Genomic DNA, 19,111 nt, shown 5'->3' on the forward strand with positions numbered 1-19,111 from the left:
AGCGGGCGGCCGGTGATCCGGCCGCCCGCTGAGTACGGACGAGGGGCTGAGCGGTGGTGGTGCGGGCGCTGAGGGGTGGTCAGGCGGCCGCCGACCGCCGGTCGGTGGCCAGGCGGTCAGTTCCCGTCCAGGTCGCCGACGGCGCCGCTGCCGCCCGGGCCGCTGCCCGCGGTCGTCCCGGCGTTCGTGTTGCCGCTGCTCGTGTTGCCGTTCGACGTGTTGCCGTTGGAGTCCCCGCCGTTGCCGCCGTTGGCACCGCTGCTCGTGTTGCCCTGGGTGGTGCCGCCGTTGGTCGGCTTGCCGCTCGGCGTCGCCGTCGGAGGGTTGCTCGACGGCGGCGGCGAGCTGGGCGGCCTGGAGGTGCGCGGCGTGCTCGGGTAGCGCGTCGTCGGCGGGTTGTACGTGTGCGAGTTGCCGCCCGAGCTGCCCGGCTCCGAGTACGTGTTGGTCGGCTCGTCGGACGGCTCGTCGGAGGGCTTCTGCTCCGAGCTCTGGGAGACCGACGGGCTCGGGGTCGGCTTCGTGTCCTTCTTCCCGTCACCGGCCGTCTTCTGCAGCGCGATGGCCACACCGACCGCGATGGCGATCACCGCGAGCGCCGCGATCAGCCAGATCTTGCCGCGGCCGCCCTTGGCGGGCCGGTGCCCGCCCTCGTAGCCGCCGTCGCCGTCCCGCATGCCGGGGGGCAGGATCGGCTGGGCCGTGGTCTGCCCGTGGTCCGGGTGCGGCAGCGCCGTGGTGGCGGCGGCCGACCCCAGGGCCGGGGTGTGCCCGCCGCCGTGCACGGCGACCGGGCCGGTGTTCCACGTACCGGAGTGGCCGCCCTGCTCGTGCAGCATCTGCAGGGCGTACTGGACCAGCCCGCGCATCTCCTCCGCGGTCTGGAAACGGTCGTCCGGGTCCTTGGCCAGCGAGCGCATGACCAGGCCGTCCAGCTCCGGCGGGACCGCCCCGGCGACCTCGGACGGCGGCACCGGGATGTCCTGGACGTGCTGGTAGACGACCGACAGCGGGGTCTCGCCGGTGAACGGGGGACGCAGGGCCAGCAGTTCGTACAGCAGGCAGCCGGTCGCGTACAGGTCGGAGCGGGTGTCCACGGTCTTGCCGAGGGCCTGCTCGGGCGAGAGGTACTGCGGCGTGCCCATGACCATGCCGGTCTGGGTCATCGTCGACTGCGCGCCGTGCAGCGCGCGGGCGATGCCGAAGTCCATCACCTTGACCGCGCCGCCGTGCGTGATGATCACGTTCGCGGGCTTGATGTCACGGTGCACGATGCCGTGCTGGTGGCTGTAGGCCAGCGCCTCCAGCACCCCGGAGACGATGATCAGCGCCTGGTCCGGCGGCGGGGCGTCCGCGTTCAGCAGCAGGTCGCGGATGGTGCGTCCCTCGACCAGTTCCATGACGATGTACGGCACGGTGGTGCCGCCGACGTAGTCCTCGCCGGAGTCGTACACCGCCACCACCGCGTGGTGGTTCAGCCCCGCGACGGACTGTGCCTCACGGGTGAAGCGGGCCTTGGAGACCGGGTCCTCCGCGAGGTCGGCGCGCAGCAGCTTGACGGCGACGGTGCGGCCGAGGCGCACGTCCTCGGCGGCGAACACCTCCGCCATGCCGCCACGGCCGAGCCGGTGCGTGAGCCGGTAGCGTCCGTCGCCCACCAAACCGCCATTGCCCCACATCTCCGGTGCATCGGAAGGATTTGCATCAGGAGAGTGGGAGCCGGTGGCATCAGGATCGGACGGGCCCTGGGGGCTCTGCGTCGGTGCCATCGGTCCTCGCCGTCGTATCGATCCGCATCACAGCGGTAAGGTCTCGGTCTTCGCTAGAGCACGCTACAGGCTCCGCGGCACCCGCCGGTCCCGTGATGGACCGGTCATCACACCTTCTCCGGCCCCATTGTCGCAAGTTAACCCCGGGCGGTCGCACGCCGATCGGCGGTCCGGACGGTCCGGGACCGTAATGGGATCTTGCGCATCCGGTCACGGAACGGGCACACAGCTTGACGTGTCCGCGCCCTGGTGGACACTGGGCTGGGATTCGGCCACGATCCCGGTACAACCCATACTGATCTCGGCACGTCCGCAGGCGCACGTGCCGCGGGCCCACCACCTGCCGCAGGTACCGGGGGCCCACACGTTGAGTAACGTCTGTGCACGTCAACAGGTCACACAGGGCGGCACGGACGGGCACGGCAAGAGCCACGAGGCGCGGCGCGCCGCAACACGTGCGCGGGAACAGCGCGCCAAGGGGGAAGCGGAACCATGAGCCAGGACGGCGCTCAGGACGGGTACGAGGGCCGTTCGGTCGGCGGGGGACGCTACCAGCTCCGTGATCTTCTGGGCGCCGGCGGCATGGCGTCCGTACACCTCGCGTACGACAGCGTCCTGGACCGCGAGGTCGCGATCAAGACGCTGCACACCGAGCTCGGCCGCGAGCAGGCGTTCCGCGAACGCTTCCGGCGCGAGGCCCAGTCCGTGGCGAAGCTCACGCACACCAACATCGTCTCGGTGTTCGATTCCGGCGAGGACACGCTGTCCGACAGCGCCTCCGGCGCCGGGGACGGCGGCGTGGTGCCGTACATCGTCATGGAGTACGTGGCGGGCCGGCCGCTCCGCTCCGACCTGGACGACGACATCGCCCGGCACGGCGCGATGCCCACCGAGAAGGCCCTGAAGATCACCGCCGATGTGCTGGCCGCCCTGGAGGCCAGCCACGAGATGGGCCTGGTCCACCGGGACATCAAGCCCGGCAACGTCATGCTGAACAAGCGCGGCGTCGTCAAGGTCATGGACTTCGGCATCGCCCGCGCCATGCAGTCCGGGGTCACCTCCATGACGCAGACCGGCATGGTCGTCGGCACCCCGCAGTACCTCTCGCCCGAGCAGGCCCTGGGCCGCGGCGTGGACGCCCGCTCCGACCTGTACTCGGTCGGCATCATGCTCTTCGAGCTGCTGACCGGCCGGCTCCCCTTCGACGCGGACTCCCCGCTGGCCATCGCGTACGCGCACGTCCAGGAGGAGCCGCCGGTCCCGTCCGGCATCAACCGGTCGCTGCCGCCCGCCGTGGACGCGCTGGTCGCCCGCGCGCTGAAGAAGAACCCCAACGAGCGGTTCCCGACCGCCGAGGCGATGCGGGACGAGTGCCTGCGCGTCGCCGGTTCGGGCCAGTCCGGCGCCACGCCGCTGATCATCAGCGAGGGCCCGCGCGCCCGCACCAGCGGCGCCTCGGTGGCCTCCGCGGTCTTCCCGACCGCCTCCCCGAACGCCGCCGGACCGCACACCCCGGTCCCGCCGAGCGTCCAGACGCCGTACCAGCCGACGCAGGCCGCGCCGCAGACCGGCCCGCGGATGGGGCCCGGCCCGTCGGCGGCCGGGGGGCAGGGGTTCGGGCCGTCGGCGGCGGCGACGCCGCCGGTCAGTGGTTATCCGGGGCCGATTCCGGGTCCGGGGCCGATGGGGGCTTCGGGGCCGATGGGGGCTCAGGGGCCGGTTCCGTCACAGGGGCCGATGCCGTCGCAAGGGCCGGTTCCGACGCAGGGGCCGATGCCGTCGCAGGGGCCGATCGGGACGCCGGGGCCGATCCCGGCTCAGGGTCCGGCTCCGTTCAACAGCGGCTTCCAGACCCCGCCGCCGTACGCGGGCCCGTCGACCCCCGCGCCGACGCCCGCACCGGTCGGCCAGCGGCCGGGCGGCAACCGTTCCGGCGGCCGTGGCAACACCCCGGTGATCGTCGTCTCCGCCATCATCGGCGTGGTCGTGGTCACCGCGATCGCCATCGGCATCGGCCTGAGCGGCGGCAGCGAGAACACGAACACGCGCCGCACCAGCCCGTACACCTACTCGCCGTCCCCCTCGGTCAAGCCCGAGGACCCGACGGCCACGATCTCCACCACGCGCTGCACCGACCCGACCAAGAGCTACAGCCAGAAGGGCAAGATCTTCCTGCCGTCCTTCTACGGCAAGAACCTGACCTCGGTGAAGCAGTGCATGGACGCGGCCGGCTGGTCGTACGAGATCTCCGAGCGCAGCAGCTCCATCTACGGCAAGAACACCGTCGTCAGCCAGTCCCCGAGCAATCTGTGGGACCCCAAGGGCGGCGAGAAGATTCACCTGACCGTGTCCACGGGGAAGCGTTCGTAGGGGCGGGGGCGGTCCGTACAACCGGCTCGCCCGCGCGTCCATCGGGACAGCGGAAGGGCCCGGCGCGCGGGGTGCGCGGCGGGCCCTTTCGAACGGATCAGAGGTACGGGCCCGAGCGGGCGCCCCCCTGACCGGGGCTGGACTGTTCCATGTCGTCGGCCGGCACCGCACCGGGCGGCAGCGCGCGGCGCATCTGCTCCAACTGGGCGCGGGCCGCCATCTGCTGGGCGAACAGCGCGGTCTGGATGCCGTGGAACAGCCCTTCCAGCCAGCCGACCAACTGGGCCTGCGCGATCCGCAGTTCCGCGTCCGTGGGCACCGAGTCGTCGGTGAACGGCAAGGACAGCCGCTCCAGCTCCTCGACCAGCTCGGGCGCCAGGCCGTCCTCCAGCTCCTTGACCGAGCTGGAGTGGATCTCCTTGAGGCGCACCCGGCTCGCCTCGTCCAGCGGCGCCGCCTTCACCTCTTCGAGAAGCTGCTTGATCATGCTGCCGATGCGCATGACCTTTGCGGGCTGTTCGACCATGTCCGTCACGGGAACCTCGCGGGACTCGTCGTCGCCGTCCCCGCCACCGGAGCCGGCACTGCCGAGAGCCATTCCGTCCGGGCCGACCACCAGGACGTGCGGGCTCTCCTGCGACCGTTCGTTCATCGGCATATCCATGCCGCCATTCTCTCGTACAGCTGACTAGGAACGGTTGTGCCCTGGGAGAAAGATGATCCAACCTCTGGGGGCGGGTGGGCTTTGGGGAGAGGTTCGGGGCGGGGCTCGGGGAGGGGGCCGGGTGGGCTTTCGGGAGGGGCCCGGGTGGGCTTTCGGGAGGGGCCGGGTGGGTGCTGGAGAGAGGTTGGGGGTGGGCTTTGGGGAGAGGTCCGGGGAGGGCTTCGGGGAGAGGACCGGGGAGGGCTTTGGGATAGGCCCGGGGAGGGCTTTGGGATAGGCCCGGGAAGGGCTTCGGGATAGGTCCGGGGAGGGCTTCGGGCCGGGTTTCGGGCCGGGGCCGTGGGGGGCGTGGTCAGGAGCGTCTCAGGCGCAGGGCGATGAAGCCGAGGCCGAGGCCGGTCAGGGCCATGCCGGCGCCCAGCGGCAGGACCCGGTGCACGCCGCTGCCCGGCCCGGAATCGGCGTACGGGGCCCGGGACGCGGGGGAGGCGGCGCCGGGCACCGCGCCGGGCGCGTAGCGGGAGGGGCCGTGCGACCGGACGGCGGACGCCGTCGGAGCGGGGGCCTGGAGAGGCGGCAGGGGCACGTAGGGGCGATGGGCGAGCCGTCCGGCCAGATCACCCCGCCGGGTGGCCGCGGGGGCGGGAGAGGCCGTTCCAGAGCGTTGTGAGGTGGCAGCGGGGGACGGGGACCGGGAGGCACGGCCGTCCGGAGCGCCCGCGCCCCCGGCCGAGGAAGCGGCGTCCGGGATGGACGGGTACGGCTCCGACGGCAGGGCCGGGCGGGCGGGTCCCGCACCGGAACCGAAAAGGGGGCCGAGCGGGACCGGGAGAAGGGGGCTCAGCGGGTTGGCCTGGTCGAGCGCGGCCAGCGGGTCGGGGGTGGGGTGCTGGGTGGGGTGGGGACGGGGGGTGCTGTGGGGGTGGGGGTGGTGGTGATGGCTGGGGCTGCGGGTGGGGGCGGGAGTGCTCGGACCCGTATCGGGGGCCTGGCTACGGCCGGAGGTGTCACCGCCGTCGAGGACGGCCTCCGCCGCCATGGCCGCTGCCGTGGCTGCTGACGCGGTGGCGGTCGCGTGGGGAAGGGGCAGCAGCGCGGCGGTGCAGAGCAGCAGGCCGGCGGCCAGATGGAGGCGGGAGTGGTGAGGGCGGTGAGGGCGGGGCCGCCGCTGCTGCCGCAGCGTCACGGCCACGGGTTTCGGAGCCACGCATTCCGGAGCCGCACATACCGGAATTACAGGTTCCGGCGCCACCGGGCCCGGGGTCACGCGTTCCGAAGTCACGCCCATGACCTCCCGGGCCTGCGGAGTCGTCGCCTGATCTCCTCAGCGTCACACGGAGGGTGGCCAGCGGCATCTCGGACGTATCGGGCGTACGGCCAGGGGGTGGTGGCGTGGCCCGGGAGGCGGTGGGACCAGACCGTCGGACGGCCCGGGAGGCGGCGGGCTCAGAACGTCGGACGGCCCCGGCAGCCGGCGGGCTCAGACCGCCGGACGGCCCCGGAGGCGGTGGGCTCAGACCGTCAGGACGACCTTGCCCACATGGCCGCTCGCGTCCACGACCCGGTGGGCCTCGGGGGCCTCCGCGATCGGCAGCGTACGGTCCACGATCGGCTTGACCTGGCCGTTCTCGATCAGCGGCCACACGTGTTCACGTACCGCCGCGACGATCGACGCCTTCTCGGCCAGCGGACGCCCGCGCAGCGAGGTGGCGGTGACGGCACCGCGCTTGGTCAGCAGCGCGCCGAGGTTCAACTCGCCCTTGGCGCCGCCCTGGAGGCCGATGATCGCGAGCCGCCCGTTGGTGGCCAGCGCCTTGACGTTCGGATCGAGGTACTTGGCGCCCATGATGTCCAGGATGACGTCCGCGCCCTTGCCGTCGGTGGCCTTGCGCACCTCCTCGACGAAGTCCTGGTCCCGGTAGTTGACCAGGATGTCGGCGCCCAGTTCGGCGCAGCGGGCCAGCTTGTCGGCGCTGCCCGCGGTGACCGCGACCCGGGCGCCGACGGCCTTGGCGAGCTGGATCGCCATCGTGCCGATCCCGCTGGAGCCGCCGTGCACGAGCAGCGTCTCACCGGGCCGCAAGTGCGCGATCATGAACACATTGGACCAAACGGTGCACGTCACCTCGGGCAACGCCGCGGCGGCGGCCATGCCGAGGCCCTTCGGTACGGGCATCAGCTGGCCCGCGGGGACGACGACCTGCTCCGCGTACCCGCCGCCCGCCAGCAGCGCGCACACCTCGTCGCCGACCGACCAGCCGCTGACCCCCGGGCCGAGGGCCTTGACGCGCCCGGCACACTCCAGGCCGGGGTACGGGGGCGCGCCGGGCGGCGGATCGTAGAAGCCCTGGCGCTGGAGGAGATCGGCGCGGTTGACAGCCGTGGCCGCCACCTCGACCAGGACCTCTCCCTCGGACGGTTGCGAGTCGGGCACCTCCGCCCATACGAGGGCGTCGGGACCGCCGGGTTCGGGAATGGTGATCGCACGCATGGCCGCGAGGCTACTCCGCCACCTGCCGGAACGCTCTAGTCGTCGCGGCGCACGGGTGCCATCGAGGACACCCCCGTACCGGGAATCATCGGCTTCACGCCGGGCTTGGTCGGGCCGTCCTGCTGTTCGGCCGACGCGGCCCGGACGATGGTGATCACCCGGTCGGCGGCCTGCAACGGGCTGGCCGCCGGATCGTCGTACCCCAGCAGCCGGTGCCCGCGCAGCACGGAGACGATCAGGTCGTCGGTCTCCCGTACCGACTTGCCGACCTCGGCCTTCACCACCGGGCGCTCGATCAGGTCCAGCCCGCTGCCCTGCTGGATCAGGTCCTCCAGGACCGTACCGGCGCTGGGACTGTGCACCGACAGGCCCAGCAGGCGGCCGGCGGCGCTGGCCGAGGTGATGACCATGTCGGCGCCGGACTGGCGGAGCAGCGGCGCGTTCTCCTCCTCCCGTACGGCCGCGACGATGTTGGCCTTCTTGTTGAGCTGGCGGGCGGTGAGCGAGACGAGGACGGCCGTGTCGTCGCGCTGGGTGGCGATGACGACCTGCCGGGCCCGCTGGATCTCGGCCCGGACGAGGACGTCGCTGCGCGTCGCGTCGCCGACCACGCCCGCGAAGCCCTCGGCCACCGCCGAGTCGATGACCTTGGGGCTCGGGTCGACGATGACGATGCGGTCGCGGGTCAGGCCCGTCGCGCGCAGGGTCTGGGCCGCGGACCGGCCCTTGGTGCCGAATCCGACGATGACGGTGTGGTCGCGCAAGGCGTTTCTCCAGCGGTTCAGTTGCCACTGCTCGCGGGTGCGCTCGGTGAGGACTTCGAGCGTGGTGCCGACCAGGATGATCAGGAAGAGGACCCGGAGGGGCGTGATGAGCAGGATGTTCAGCAGCCGCGCGCCGTCTCCGTACGGGACGATGTCGCCGTAACCGGTGGTGGAGAGCGTGACGGTGGCGTAGTAGACGCAGTCGAGGAAGTCGACGGAGCCGTTGGCGTTGTCGTGGTACTCGTCGCGGTCGATCCAGACGATGGCCACCGTCGCGACGAGCACGAGCAGGGCCATCAGCAGCCGGCGCGCCACCTGGCGCAGCGGCGCCACCGGGGTGCGGCGGGGCAGCACGACGCGGTGGCTGGACTCCTCGGGAACCTCGCGCGCGGCGGCGTCATGGGTGGGGAGTTTCACGCGGCGCCTCCGCCGGTCGGGTCGGTGGGGCCGGTCGGGTCGGTGGAGCCGGTCGGATCGGTGGGTCCGGTCGGGCTGGTGGGATCGGTCGGGCTGGTGGGGCCGGTGGGGCCGGGGTCGGTGGAGCTGGACGGCGTGGGGCCGGGTTCGGTGGGGCCGGACGGCGTGGGGCCGGGTTCGGTGGGCGGAGCGGATGGGGCGGATGGGGCGGATGCGTCGTACGGGGCGGGGGGCTCGGGCGTCCATCCCGTCACCGCGTCCGCCGTTCCGTCGGCGGTCCAGGGCAGGTCGAGGAGTTCGACCTCGTCACCGCGTACCGCGCCACCGGGCGGTACGACCGCCATCGCGTCGGCCGCCGCGATGCCGCGCAGCATGGCCGGCCCGCTGAAACGCAGCGGTACGACCGCGCCACCGTCACCGTCCCCCTCGTCGGCCGCGCCGTCCCGGAAGGCGACCGGAACCAGCCGCGTGTCGTGCGGGTGGCCGGGCACGTCGGCGGTCAGCGGCGCCCGGTAGGAGGGCAGCCGACGGCGGGCGGCGAGCGTACGCAGTACCGGTTCCGCCAGGGTGAGCAGGCCCGACACGGCAGCAAGGGGGTTGCCGGGCAGCCCTACGAGGAGACGGCCGGGAGTCGGGTGGCCCGGGTGGTCCGGGTTGCCCGGGTGGTCCGGGTGGTCCGGGTGATTCGGTCGGCCCAGGTGGTCCGGGTGGCCTTGTCGGCTCGGGTGGTGGGGGTGGTCCGGGATGCGGGCGAGGAGCATGGGGTGCCCGGGGCGTACCGTCACGCCGTCCACCAGGACCTCCGCCCCCAGCCTGCGCAGCGTGGGATGCACATGGTCGACCGGCCCGGACGCCGTGCCCCCGGTGGTGATCACCAGATCGGCTTCCGAGGACGCGAGGGCGTCGTACAACACCTCGGCGTCGTCCCCGAGATGGCGAGGCGGCCCGGCCTCCGCGCCCAGCGCGCGCAGCCAGGGAGTGATCATCGGGCCGAGCGCGTCCCGGATCAGCCCCTCGGCGGGCAGCCCGGAACTCAGCAACTCGTCGCCGAGCACCAGAACTTCGACACGCGGCCGGGCGTACGCGGTCAGCGCGTCGTAGCCCGCGGCGGCGGCCAGACCCAGTACGGCCGGGGTCACCAGGGCTCCGGCGGGCAGCAGTTGGTCGCCACGGCGGCACTCCTGGCCACGCGGCCGGATGTCCTGACCGTGCGGCACGGGGGCGGGCGCGTACAGCTGCGCGCCCCCGGTGGACCGGACGCGTACCTCGCCGTGTTCGCTGCGCAGTACGGCCGTGGCGCCGGGCGGGATGCGCGCGCCCGTGGCGATCAGCACCGCGTCACCGTCGGCCACGCCCTCGGACGGCTCGTGACCGGCCAGGATGCCGTGCTCGCGCTCGTCCGGGCGGGTACGGGCGGCGAGGTGCCAGGGGCCGGGCCCGGCCACCGCCCAGCCGTCCATCGCGGAGGTGTCGAAGGACGGCAGATCGGTGAGCGCGACCAGCGGCTCGGCGAGGGTACGGCCGAGCGCCGCACTGCCCAGCGGGCAGACGACCGGGGGCAACGGACCGTACGGCGCACGGGCGGCGATCCTGCGGGCCGTACGCCACGAGGTCGACGCGGGGTGGTCGTGCCGGGTGCGGCGGCCGTGGTGGTCAGGGGAGGTGGGGGTGCTGGGGGTGCTGGGGTCAGTGGGAGTACTGGGGTCGGTGGGAGTACTGGGTGTGCCGGGGGCCCGGGGGGTGCTGGGAATCCGGGGAGTTCTCGGGCCTTCGAAAACGCCGGGGCGTTCGGGGGCGCTGGGGAGGTCGGGGTCGCCGGTGCCGTCTGAGGCGCTGGAGCCGGCCGCCCGGGTGGTCGGCATGGTCGTCGCAGGCGGGGTGGGGCGCGTCGGGGGCGAGGTACGGGGCGCGGGCGCGGACGACGGATCGGGCGCACCGTCGGGGGCGCGCGGCGGCTCGTGCGCTCCTGCGGGCGGGGCGGCATCCCACGGCGTGTAGGGGCCCCGGCGCGTGTCGTCGTCCAGGCCCGTACCGGCCGTCGGCGCTCTTCCGCCCCTGCCGGTGTCCCGCGTCGGCTCCCGCTCCTCGAAGATCCACGCGTAACCGTCGTCGAAGACCGGCGCGTAACGGTCTCCACCGGAGGCGGCCACGGCAGCGCCGGAAGCGGGCCCGCCCCCGTGTCCGCAACCGTTCCCGTAACCGGCCTCGTTCCCGTGCCCGCCCCCGTACCCGGGCCCGTTCCCGTAAGTGCTCGCGTTCCCGTACTCGTACCCGTCACCGGGCTCCGCCGCCCGGCCGGCACCGGTACCGCCACCGGCACCGCGGCGTCCCGCGCGCCCGTCGTCGGGCCGGTTCCGCTCACGCCTCCCGTCGTCGTACCGGCTTCCTTCGCGCCGCCCGTCGTCGTACCGGCCCGGCACACTCTGAGCGTCGGCGTCGTGGCCGGACGGCCGGTGCGCGTCGTGGCGCGGCATCTCGACCGGGCCGCCGTTGGCCAGCGCCAGCGCGTCGTCGAACTCCCCGTCCGTCATTCCGCCGGCTTCGCTTCCGGCTCGTCCCCGGATGCCGCCTCCGGCGTCGCACCGGTCTTCCCGGCGGGCCCGGTGCTCCCAGCGCCCCCGGCCTTCCCGGTGCCCTCAGCGGCCCCGGCGTTCTCAGCTGCCTCGATCTTCTCCGCGGCCCCAGTGCTCCCGGCGACCCCAGTGCTCCCGGCGGCCTCGGTGTTCTCAGCGGCTCCGGGGTCCTCAGCGGCCTCGGCGGCCCAGCGGTTGGCCAGCGCGGCCGCCTTCTCCGCCAGGTACGACACGTCCCGGCCCTGCTGACCGGCGGCGTAACCGACCAGGAACGTCGTCAGTGGCGCCGCCGGCCTGGCCACGCCGTGCGCGGCGTCGCGCGCGAGGTCGAGAAGGGCCGCCGTGTCGACATCGAGTTCAATGCCCAGTTCGGCCTTGGCTGCGGTGATCCATTCGTCCAACACGGTTCCATGCTCCCTGATGCGGGCGCGTGCCGCTCCGATGTCCTCCCAGGTGTCGCAGTCGAACGACGCCGCGGCCGTCGGATCCGGCACCCGGCGCAGCGCCAACCGCTCCGTCAGCGCCCGCAACGGCAGCCCGGCGAGCGCGCCGCGCTCGGCCCGTACGTCGCCCAGCGCACGGCGCAGCGGCTCCGCCCGGTATGCGGCGACCAGCGGCTGGTCCCGGCCTTCCGCGTCCCGGAGCAGCGCACCGTCCGCCCCGTCCTCCGCGGCAGCTGCCAGCAGGGCCCGTACGGTCGCACCGGTCAGGAACGGCAGGTCGGCGGAGAGCACGAGGACGACCGGCGCCGTACTGTGCTGCAGCCCGGCGCCGAGCGCGGCCAGCGGCCCACCGCCGGGCGGCTCCTCACGGGCGTGCACGACCGGCCGCGCGGTGCGCCTCGCGGGTCCGACGACGACGGCGGTCGCCGCGTCGGCACAGGCGTCGAGCACCCGGTCCAGCAACGGCCGCCCCCCGACGGACACCGCGGGCTTGTCCACCCCGCCGAGCCGCCGGGCAGCACCCCCGGCAGGCACGATGACGTCGTACGGACGCTGGTCGCCCGGACTCTGTTCGTCCGGACGCCGGCCGCCCGGATCCTGATCGTGCGGGTCCTGCTCGTGCGGGCCCTGGCCGTGCGCGGTCTGGTGGTCGGTCACCCCTTGAGTATCGCCGGGAGCGTCCCGATCACCGACCGGGCCCGCTCACAACGTGCGCAACAACACCGCAGGCCGCTCCACACAGTCCGCGACGAACCGCAGGAACCCTCCGGCCGTACCTCCGTCACACACCCGGTGGTCGAAGGTGAGCGACAGCTGCACGACCTGGCGTACGGCCAACTCCCCCGCGTGCACCCACGGCTTCGCCGTTATTCGGCCCACACCCAGCATCGCCGCCTCGGGGTGATTGATGATCGGCGTGGAGCCGTCGACGCCGAAGACGCCGTAGTTGTTGAGGGTGAAGGTGCCGTGGGTCAGGTCGGCGAGTCCGAGCGCACCGCTCCGGGCCGCTTCGGTCAGCCGGGCCATCTCGGCGGTCAGCCCCTCGGCCGAACGGCGGTGCGCGTCCCGTACGACCGGCACCACCAGTCCGCGCTCGGTCTGCGCCGCGAAGCCCAGGTGTACGGCAGGCAGCCGTACGATCTCGTTGGCCTCCAGGTCGACGGTGGCGTTGAGCTGCGGATACCGCGCGAGCGCCGCCGTACAGACACGGGCCAGCAGCGCGAGCAGCGACACCTTCGCTCCACCGGCCGCGTTCATGTCCCGCCGTGCGGCGAGCAGTTCCGTGGCGTCGGCGTCCACCCAGCAGGTCGCGTCGGGGATCTCCTGGCGGCTGCGCCGGAACTTCTCCGCCGCGGCGCCCCGCATCCCTCGCAGCGGTATGCGCTCGGCCTCCAGGGGCAGCCCCGCGGACACCACCGCGCCACCCGCCGCACCGGCCCCGACCCCGCCCCGGGCTCCGACTCCGGCTCCGACTCCGACTCCGGTTCCGGTTCCGGTTCCAGCCTCGGTCACGGCCCCGGCTGCCCCGTGAACGACCCCAGCCTCCGCTCGGTTCCCGGCCCCGGCCGCCCGCGCCCGTACCACCAGCTCCACATCCGTACGCAGGATCAGGCCCTCCGGCCCCGTCCCGCGTATCTCCCGCAGGTCCAGCCCGTGCTCCCGCGCCAGCCGTCGGACGAGCGGCGAAATCACCGGCACCGGACCGGTCGCCGCACCACCCCGCCGCACATCGTCCGGTTCCGAAGCCTCACTGCGCCCCGCCCCCGAAACCCCGCCCGTTCCGCCACCCGCTCCGCCGGCCGCCCCAGCACCCGTCCTGGGCGGACGGACCCGCCGCCGACGCGCCGCCGCGGCACTCGTGCCGTACCCGACCAGCACATTCCCCGACCCTTCGGCCACACCCGCACCCGCACCCGCACCGGCCCCTGCGTCTGCACCCGCCCCTGCGCCCGCACCACCAGCGCCCTCTACAGCGCCACCAGCCTCGCCAGCCACACCCGCCTTCTCCACTCCACCCGCATCACCCTCCCCGGCCCCCCGGCCCGCTCCCGCCCCCTGTCCTGCCGCTGCCGCTGCCTGCGACCCGACCGCCACCGTCAGCAACGGCGACCCGACCGGCAGTTCCGCCCCCTCGTCCCCGAACCGCGCGGTGACCACGCCCCCGTACGGGCACGGCACGTCCACCAGTGCCTTCGCGGTCTCCACCTCGACCACCGGCTGGTCGACGGCGACGACCTCGCCGACCTCGACCAGCCATCGCACCACCGTCGCCTCGGTCAGGCCTTCTCCGAGGTCGGGCAACGTGAACTCACGCACCACGGCCATCAGTCACCGCTCCCCTCGGTCCAGTCCGACTCCCACTGGAGCCGGCTGACGGTGTCCAGGATCCGGTCGACACCCGGCAGGTGGTGGCGCTCCAGCATGGGCGGCGGATACGGGATGTCGAAGCCCGCGACCCGCAGCACCGGCGCCTCAAGGTGGTGGAAACAGCGCTCCGTGACGCGCGCGGCTATCTCCCCGCCGGGGCCGCCGAAGCCGCTGGACTCGTGCACGACGACCGCGCGGCCCGTACGCCGTACCGAGGCGCAGACCGTCTCGTCGTCGAAGGGCACCAGCGAGCGCAGGTCGAGGACCTCCAGGTCCCAGCCCTCAGCGGTGGCGGCCTCCGCCGCCTCCAGGCAGACCGGCAGCGACGGCCCGTATGTGATCAGCGTGGCGCTGCGTCCAGGACGCCGGATCTCCGCGCGGCCCAGTTCGGCCACCGGCTCCGGGGCGTCGGGGGACCAGTCGGCGCGCGACCAGTACAGCCGCTTCGGTTCGAGGAAGACCACCGGGTCGTCGGAGGCGATGGCCGCCCGCAGCAGCCCGTACGCGTCGGCGACCGTCGCCGGTGTGACGACCTGGAGCCCGGGGGTGGCGAGGTAGTACGCCTCGGAGGAGTCGCTGTGGTGCTCCACGCCGCCGATCCCGCCGCCGTACGGGACGCGGATGGTCAGCGGCAGCGGCATGGCGCCCCGGGTGCGGTTGCGCATCCGGGCGACATGGCTGATCAGCTGCTCGAACCCGGGATAGGCGAAGGCGTCGAACTGCATCTCCACGACCGGCCGCAGCCCGTACATGGCCATGCCGACCGCCGTACCGAGGATGCCCGCCTCGGCGAGCGGGGTGTCGCCGCAGCGCTCCTCGCCGAACTCCTTGGCCAGGCCGTCGGTGATCCGGAAGACTCCGCCCAGCTCCGCCACGTCCTCGCCCATCACATGGACCGTCGGATCGTCGGCCATCGCGTCGCGCAGCGCGCGGTTCAGCGCCTGCGCCATGCTGGCGGGCTTGCGTCCGGCCTCCGCCGCTGTCGCCGTCATGGCCGCTCCTCCCCAGCCGCGCCGCGCGCCGACCCGCCGGCGATGTCTCCTTCGGTGGCCCCTTCGGCGTCCGACGCCTCGGCCTCCAGCTCGGCCCGCAGCTGCGCCGCCTGCTCGCGCAACTGGGCGGTCTGCTCGGCATAGACATGCGCAAACAGGTCCATCGGCTCCAGGGCCGGATCCTGGTTCATGTGGTCCCGGAGAGCGGCGGCCAGTTCCTCGGCGCCGTCCCGGGTGCGCTGCACGAAGTCGTCGGTGAGCAGGCCGCGCTCGGTCAGTTCCCGTTCCACCAGGGCTATCGGGTCGTGCTCGCGCCACTCCTCGACCTCGGCCTCGGTGCGGTAGCGGGTGGCATCGTCGGCGTTGGTGTGCGCCTCGATGCGGTACGTGAGCGCCTCCACGAGCGTCGGTCCCCCGCCCCGGCGCGCCCGCTCCACCGCCTCTCCGAGCACCTCGTGCAGCGCGGGCGCGTCGTTGCCGTCCACCAGGCGGCCCGGCATCCCGTACCCGACGGCCTTGTGGGCGAGGGACGGCGCGGCGGACTGCTTGGCGAGCGGTACGGAGATCGCGAACCCGTTGTTCTGGACGAGGAAGACCACCGGGGCCTGCCACACGGCGGCGAAGTTCAGCGCCTCGTGGAAGTCGCCCTCGCTGGTGCCGCCGTCGCCCACCAGGGCGAGCGCCACCACGTCGTCCCCCTTCAGGCGCGCGGCGTGCGCGAGGCCCACCGCGTGCGGGAGCTGGGTGGCGAGCGGGGTGCACAACGGGGCGATGCGGTGCTCGTGCGGGTCGTACCCCGTGTGCCAGTCGCCCCTCAGAAGGGTGAGGGCCTGTACGGGGTCGAGGCCGCGGGCCACGGCGGCGAGGGTGTCGCGGTAGCTGGGGAAGAGCCAGTCCTGCTCCTTCAGCACCCGCGCGGCGGCGACCTGGCACGCCTCCTGGCCGGTGGAGGACGGGTAGACCGCGAGCCTGCCCTGCCGCGTCAGGGCCGTGGCCTGGGCGTTGTACCGGCGGCCGCGCACCAGCTGCTCGTACAGGTCCGACAGCAGTGCCGCATCGATCCGGCCGGCGGCGTCCGTGCCCAGCAGCCGGTACGGCTCCGCGTCGGGCAGGAGGGGCGCGGGGTCCACGCGGGGACGCCACGCGGGCGGCGGTGCGGGCCAGTAGCTCCCGCTCCTCCTGCTGCCGCGCTGCTCAAGAACCGTCATGACGAGCACCTCCTTGGACTTCGGAAAGAGTGGCGCGGAGCGCCTGGCCGGGATCGGTGAGGGACGACGGGCGGGTAGAAGAACGGCGGGGACGGGCGAGTGGCCCGCACCTACCGATTGTTCGGTCGTCGGCACATTTTGGCTACAGGCGGGCTCAGCCTGTGGACAATCGGTTCTCCACAGCCTGAGATGAGGACAGGGCGTCCATCCAGGGGAGGCGAGGCGCTATGCCGGACGAACAGATGGTCAACGGCGGCGGGCAGCGGCCCGCCCGCCCCTTGGACACCATCGACCGCGCGATCCTGCACATGCTGCAGACCGACGGACGCGCCTCGATACGCTCCGTCGCCGAGCGTGTACACGTCTCGCGGGCCAATGCCTACGCGCGCATCAACCGGCTGATCGACGACGGTGTGATCCGCGGCTTCAGCGCGCGCATCGACCAGGAACGGGCCGGGCAGGGTGCCTCCGCCTACGTCACGCTGAAGATCGTGCAGAACTCCTGGCGCACGGTCCGCGCCCAGCTCACCGAGCTTCCGGGAGCCGCACACATCGCCCTGGTCAGCGGCGATTTCGATGTTCTGCTGTTAGTGCACACCAAGGACAACCAGGAGCTGCGGGAACTGGTCCTCACCCGTATCCAGTCGATCCCGGAGGTGCTCAGCACCCGTACCCTGCTCGTCTTCGAGGAGACCGATCTGGGGGCCGAGCAGAACTAGGCGGGCGAGCCGTTCAGGGGCGTCGCGACCGGCTCGGGAGCCGCCTTGGGTCCGGGGTCCCGCCTCGGACCCGCAGCCCGCATCAGGCCCGCAGCCCGCCTCAGGCCTGGGACCAGCCTGGGCCCGGGGGCCCGCCTCCGGCCCGGGGCCCTGCCCCAGCTCCGGCCCCGCCTCAGGTCCGCAGCCCCGCGAACGCCGTCCGCACCACGGCCTCGGCGACCTCGTCGCTGTTCGCCGAGCCGCCCCGGCCCGGTCGGTACCACTCCACGATCGAGTTGATCATGCCGAAGAGCAGCCGGGTCGCCAGCCGGACGTCCACGTCCGCGCGCAGGTCACCGTCGGCGGCGGCCTGCTTGAGCAGCTCGGTGACCTCGCCGTCGAACTCCCGCCGGCGCTCCATTGCCCAGCGCTCCGTGTCGGTGTTGCCGCGCACCCGCAGCAGCAGCGTCACGTACGGCAGCTCCTCCATCAGCACTTCCGCCTCACGCCTGGCCACGTACTCCAGCCGCTCGATGGCCCGCCCCGTACACGCCCCGGGCTCCTGGAGGACCCCGAAGAGCCCGTCCAGCGCCCGGCTTATGGCGCGGTGCAGCAGTTCTTCCTTGCTGCGCACGTGGTGGTAGATCGAGGACTTGGAGATACCGGCCGCCCGGGAGAGGTGCTCCATGGAGGTGCCGTCGTACCCGCGCTCGTTGAACACCTCGACGGCGACCGACAGCAGCGAATCGGGCGTGTAGGTGTCGCGCTTGGCCATGGTCATGATTAGAGCATCCGGCCGTTCAGCTGCAAACTGCGGCGCAGGGCCCTGGACGCCCCGTAACGGCCGTCGGCGTACTGCCGGCGCAGTGCCTCCAGCAGGTCGCACACCCAGCGCCGGCCGACGCGCGCGGCCCATTCCGAGGGCCCGCCGGGGTAGTTCACGCCGAGCCGCATGGCCGTGTCGATGTCCTCACGGCTCGCGACGCCGCGCGCCTCGGCGTCCGCGGCGAAGTCCACGATCATCGCGACGGTACGGGCGACGATCAGGCCCGGTACGTCGTCGACGACGCTCACCTCCTTGCCGAGCGCCTGGAAGAGGCCGACCGCCTCCCGTACGTCCTGCTCGGACGTCTCCGCACCGGGCGCGAGGGCGATGCGGGTCGCGGCCCGGTAGTCCAGCGCCAGGTCGAAACGGATCGTCGGGCCGGACGCGTCCCCGGTGGCGGGGTGGCCGTCGGTCAGCGCCAGGCGGGCGCCGCCCGGCAACCGGATGCAGCCCTCGTGCTCCCCTGGAGCGCCGTCCCGGGTGACCTTGATGCCGGCCTCGTCGATCAGCTCCTGGAGCACGGCGGCCGGCCCGGAGAGGTGCGTGTGCACCGTCACGGCCGCCGGCGCGGGGCACGGTTCCGCGGTGTGCGGCCGCGGCCCGGGGGCGCCGTCGGCGTAGTCGTACCAGCCCCGCCCCGTCTTGCGGCCCAGCAGACCGGCCTCCACCAGGCGCCGCTGCGCCAGCGCGGGCGTGAACTTCGGGTCGCGGAAGAATCCCTCCCACACCGATCGGGTGACGGCTTCGTTCACATCCTGTCCGATGAGGTCCATCAGCTCGAACGGCCCCATCCGGAAGCCGCCGGACCCGCGCAGCACGGCGTCGACGGTGGCCGGGTCGGCGGCCCGCTCCTCGTAGACGCGCAGGGCCTCCGCGTAGAAGGGGCGGGCGATGCGGTTGACGATGAAGCCGGGGGTGTCGGCGCTGCGTACGGGGGTCTTGCCCCAGGCCGCGGCGGTCTCGTACGCGATGGTGGCCGCCGAGGTGTCCGTCGTGAAGCCGCTGACGACCTCGACCAGGGGCAGGAGCGGCGCCGGGTTGAAGAAGTGCAGGCCCACGAAGCGCCCGGGCAGGCGGAGCGCGCCCGCGACGGCGGTGACGGACAGGGACGAGGTGTTCGTGGCCAGCAGGCAGTCCTCGCCGACCACGTCCTCCAGGGCGGCGAACAGTGCCTGCTTCGCGCCCAGTTCCTCCACGATCGCCTCGACGACGAGGGCGGCGTCGGCGAGTTGGGGGAGCGCGGTGGCAGGGGTGAGGCGCGCGCGGGCCGCCGCACGCTCCGCGGACGCCATCTTGCCCTTCTCCACCAGCCGGTCCAGGCGGCGCCCGATCGCCTCGGCGGCTTCCGCTGCCCGGCCCGGCAACGCGTCGTAGAGCCGCACCGGGTGGCCCGCGACCAGCGCGACCTGCGCGATTCCCTGCCCCATGGTGCCCGTGCCGACGACCGCGACGGTGCGGTCCGCTTCGATGGCTGTCATGACAGCTGATCCTCCCCGACGGAGTTGTCCACAGGTTCGCCGGACCCTCTT

The 19,111-nt window shown here is 73.3% G+C and carries 12 protein-coding genes and 2 pseudogenes; 2 read left to right on the forward strand and 12 right to left on the reverse strand.

What is annotated here, in order from left to right:
- Window positions 1-116: 116 nt before the first annotated feature.
- Window positions 117-1,769 (reverse strand): protein kinase domain-containing protein, encoded by a 1,653-nt coding sequence (locus JXZ78_RS10130; protein ID WP_030017880.1) that lies wholly within the window; start codon window positions 1,767-1,769, stop codon window positions 117-119.
- 492 nt (window positions 1,770-2,261) lie between these two features.
- Between JXZ78_RS10130 and JXZ78_RS10135 the strand changes: the two genes are divergently transcribed.
- Window positions 2,262-4,139 carry a Stk1 family PASTA domain-containing Ser/Thr kinase gene (locus tag JXZ78_RS10135; RefSeq protein WP_030017881.1) on the forward strand — a complete coding sequence of 626 codons (1,878 nt, stop codon included), beginning with the start codon at window positions 2,262-2,264 and terminating at the stop codon, window positions 4,137-4,139.
- A 97-nt stretch (window positions 4,140-4,236) separates the two neighbouring features.
- Here JXZ78_RS10135 and JXZ78_RS10140 read toward each other — a convergent pair whose 3' ends face one another.
- From JXZ78_RS10140 to pdhA, 9 genes and pseudogenes are all read right to left on the reverse strand, one after another.
- Window positions 4,237-4,803 (reverse strand): bacterial proteasome activator family protein, encoded by a 567-nt coding sequence (locus JXZ78_RS10140; protein ID WP_030017882.1) that lies wholly within the window; start codon window positions 4,801-4,803, stop codon window positions 4,237-4,239.
- Between the two features lie 352 nt (window positions 4,804-5,155).
- Window positions 5,156-6,010 carry a hypothetical protein gene (locus tag JXZ78_RS10145; RefSeq protein ID WP_238782804.1) on the reverse strand — a complete coding sequence of 285 codons (855 nt, stop codon included), beginning with the start codon at window positions 6,008-6,010 and terminating at the stop codon, window positions 5,156-5,158.
- A 306-nt stretch (window positions 6,011-6,316) separates the two neighbouring features.
- Entirely contained in the window at window positions 6,317-7,294 is a 978-nt protein-coding gene (locus tag JXZ78_RS10150; protein WP_030017787.1) for an NAD(P)H-quinone oxidoreductase, read from the reverse strand.
- Between the two features lie 35 nt (window positions 7,295-7,329).
- Window positions 7,330-8,475: a potassium channel family protein gene (locus tag JXZ78_RS10155; protein ID WP_030017788.1), complete on the reverse strand. Its 1,146-nt coding sequence runs from the start codon at window positions 8,473-8,475 to the stop codon at window positions 7,330-7,332.
- Between the two features lie 272 nt (window positions 8,476-8,747).
- Window positions 8,748-10,337, reverse strand: a pseudogene (locus JXZ78_RS10160) (molybdopterin molybdotransferase MoeA); the annotation flags it as partial.
- Between the two features lie 851 nt (window positions 10,338-11,188).
- Window positions 11,189-12,028: pseudogene (locus JXZ78_RS10165) on the reverse strand (NTP transferase domain-containing protein); the annotation flags it as partial.
- A 165-nt stretch (window positions 12,029-12,193) separates the two neighbouring features.
- The gene (locus tag JXZ78_RS10170) at window positions 12,194-13,816 is read right to left on the reverse strand and encodes a dihydrolipoamide acetyltransferase family protein (protein WP_030017792.1); all 1,623 of its coding nucleotides are present in this window, start codon (window positions 13,814-13,816) and stop codon (window positions 12,194-12,196) included.
- A complete protein-coding gene (locus JXZ78_RS10175; protein ID WP_030017793.1) occupies window positions 13,816-14,850 on the reverse strand; it encodes an alpha-ketoacid dehydrogenase subunit beta in 1,035 nt (344 codons plus the stop codon). Before JXZ78_RS10175 ends, JXZ78_RS10170 begins: the two co-directional genes overlap by 1 nt.
- Window positions 14,847-16,058: a pyruvate dehydrogenase (acetyl-transferring) E1 component subunit alpha gene (gene pdhA / locus JXZ78_RS10180; RefSeq protein ID WP_030017794.1), complete on the reverse strand. Its 1,212-nt coding sequence runs from the start codon at window positions 16,056-16,058 to the stop codon at window positions 14,847-14,849. Before pdhA ends, JXZ78_RS10175 begins: the two co-directional genes overlap by 4 nt.
- Window positions 16,059-16,285: 227 nt before the next feature.
- Here pdhA and JXZ78_RS10185 point away from each other — a divergent pair, with 227 nt between their 5' ends.
- Window positions 16,286-16,777 (forward strand): Lrp/AsnC family transcriptional regulator, encoded by a 492-nt coding sequence (locus JXZ78_RS10185; protein WP_030017795.1) that lies wholly within the window; start codon window positions 16,286-16,288, stop codon window positions 16,775-16,777.
- A gap of 172 nt (window positions 16,778-16,949) precedes the next feature.
- Here the strand turns inward: JXZ78_RS10185 and JXZ78_RS10190 are convergent, their stop codons facing one another.
- Both JXZ78_RS10190 and JXZ78_RS10195 read right to left on the reverse strand, forming a co-directional pair.
- On the reverse strand, window positions 16,950-17,537 hold the full coding sequence (locus JXZ78_RS10190; protein WP_030017796.1) for a TetR/AcrR family transcriptional regulator: 588 nt from the start codon (window positions 17,535-17,537) through the stop codon (window positions 16,950-16,952).
- A gap of 2 nt (window positions 17,538-17,539) precedes the next feature.
- Complete coding sequence (locus JXZ78_RS10195) at window positions 17,540-19,060, reverse strand: 3-hydroxyacyl-CoA dehydrogenase (RefSeq protein ID WP_030017798.1); 1,521 nt, start codon at window positions 19,058-19,060, stop codon at window positions 17,540-17,542.
- Window positions 19,061-19,111: the final 51 nt, after the last annotated feature.

This window comes from Streptomyces monomycini, from assembly GCF_022271435.1.
Taxonomy (GTDB): Bacteria; Actinomycetota; Actinomycetes; order Streptomycetales; family Streptomycetaceae; genus Streptomyces; species Streptomyces monomycini.

What these genes read in the sequence shown, in the direction of transcription:
- JXZ78_RS10140 (WP_030017882.1), bottom strand. Translation starts at nt 4,803, where the DNA reads ATGGATATGCCGATGAACGAACGGTCGCAGGAGAGCCCGCACGTCCTG.
- JXZ78_RS10195 (WP_030017798.1), bottom strand. Translation starts at nt 19,060, where the DNA reads ATGACAGCCATCGAAGCGGACCGCACCGTCGCGGTCGTCGGCACGGGC.
- JXZ78_RS10170 (WP_030017792.1), bottom strand. Translation starts at nt 13,816, where the DNA reads ATGGCCGTGGTGCGTGAGTTCACGTTGCCCGACCTCGGAGAAGGCCTG.
- JXZ78_RS10135 (WP_030017881.1), top strand. Translation starts at nt 2,262, where the DNA reads ATGAGCCAGGACGGCGCTCAGGACGGGTACGAGGGCCGTTCGGTCGGC.
- JXZ78_RS10150 (WP_030017787.1), bottom strand. Translation starts at nt 7,294, where the DNA reads ATGCGTGCGATCACCATTCCCGAACCCGGCGGTCCCGACGCCCTCGTA.
- JXZ78_RS10185 (WP_030017795.1), top strand. Translation starts at nt 16,286, where the DNA reads ATGCCGGACGAACAGATGGTCAACGGCGGCGGGCAGCGGCCCGCCCGC.
- pdhA (WP_030017794.1), bottom strand. Translation starts at nt 16,058, where the DNA reads ATGACGGTTCTTGAGCAGCGCGGCAGCAGGAGGAGCGGGAGCTACTGG.
- JXZ78_RS10130 (WP_030017880.1), bottom strand. Translation starts at nt 1,769, where the DNA reads ATGGCACCGACGCAGAGCCCCCAGGGCCCGTCCGATCCTGATGCCACC.
- JXZ78_RS10175 (WP_030017793.1), bottom strand. Translation starts at nt 14,850, where the DNA reads ATGACGGCGACAGCGGCGGAGGCCGGACGCAAGCCCGCCAGCATGGCG.
- JXZ78_RS10190 (WP_030017796.1), bottom strand. Translation starts at nt 17,537, where the DNA reads ATGACCATGGCCAAGCGCGACACCTACACGCCCGATTCGCTGCTGTCG.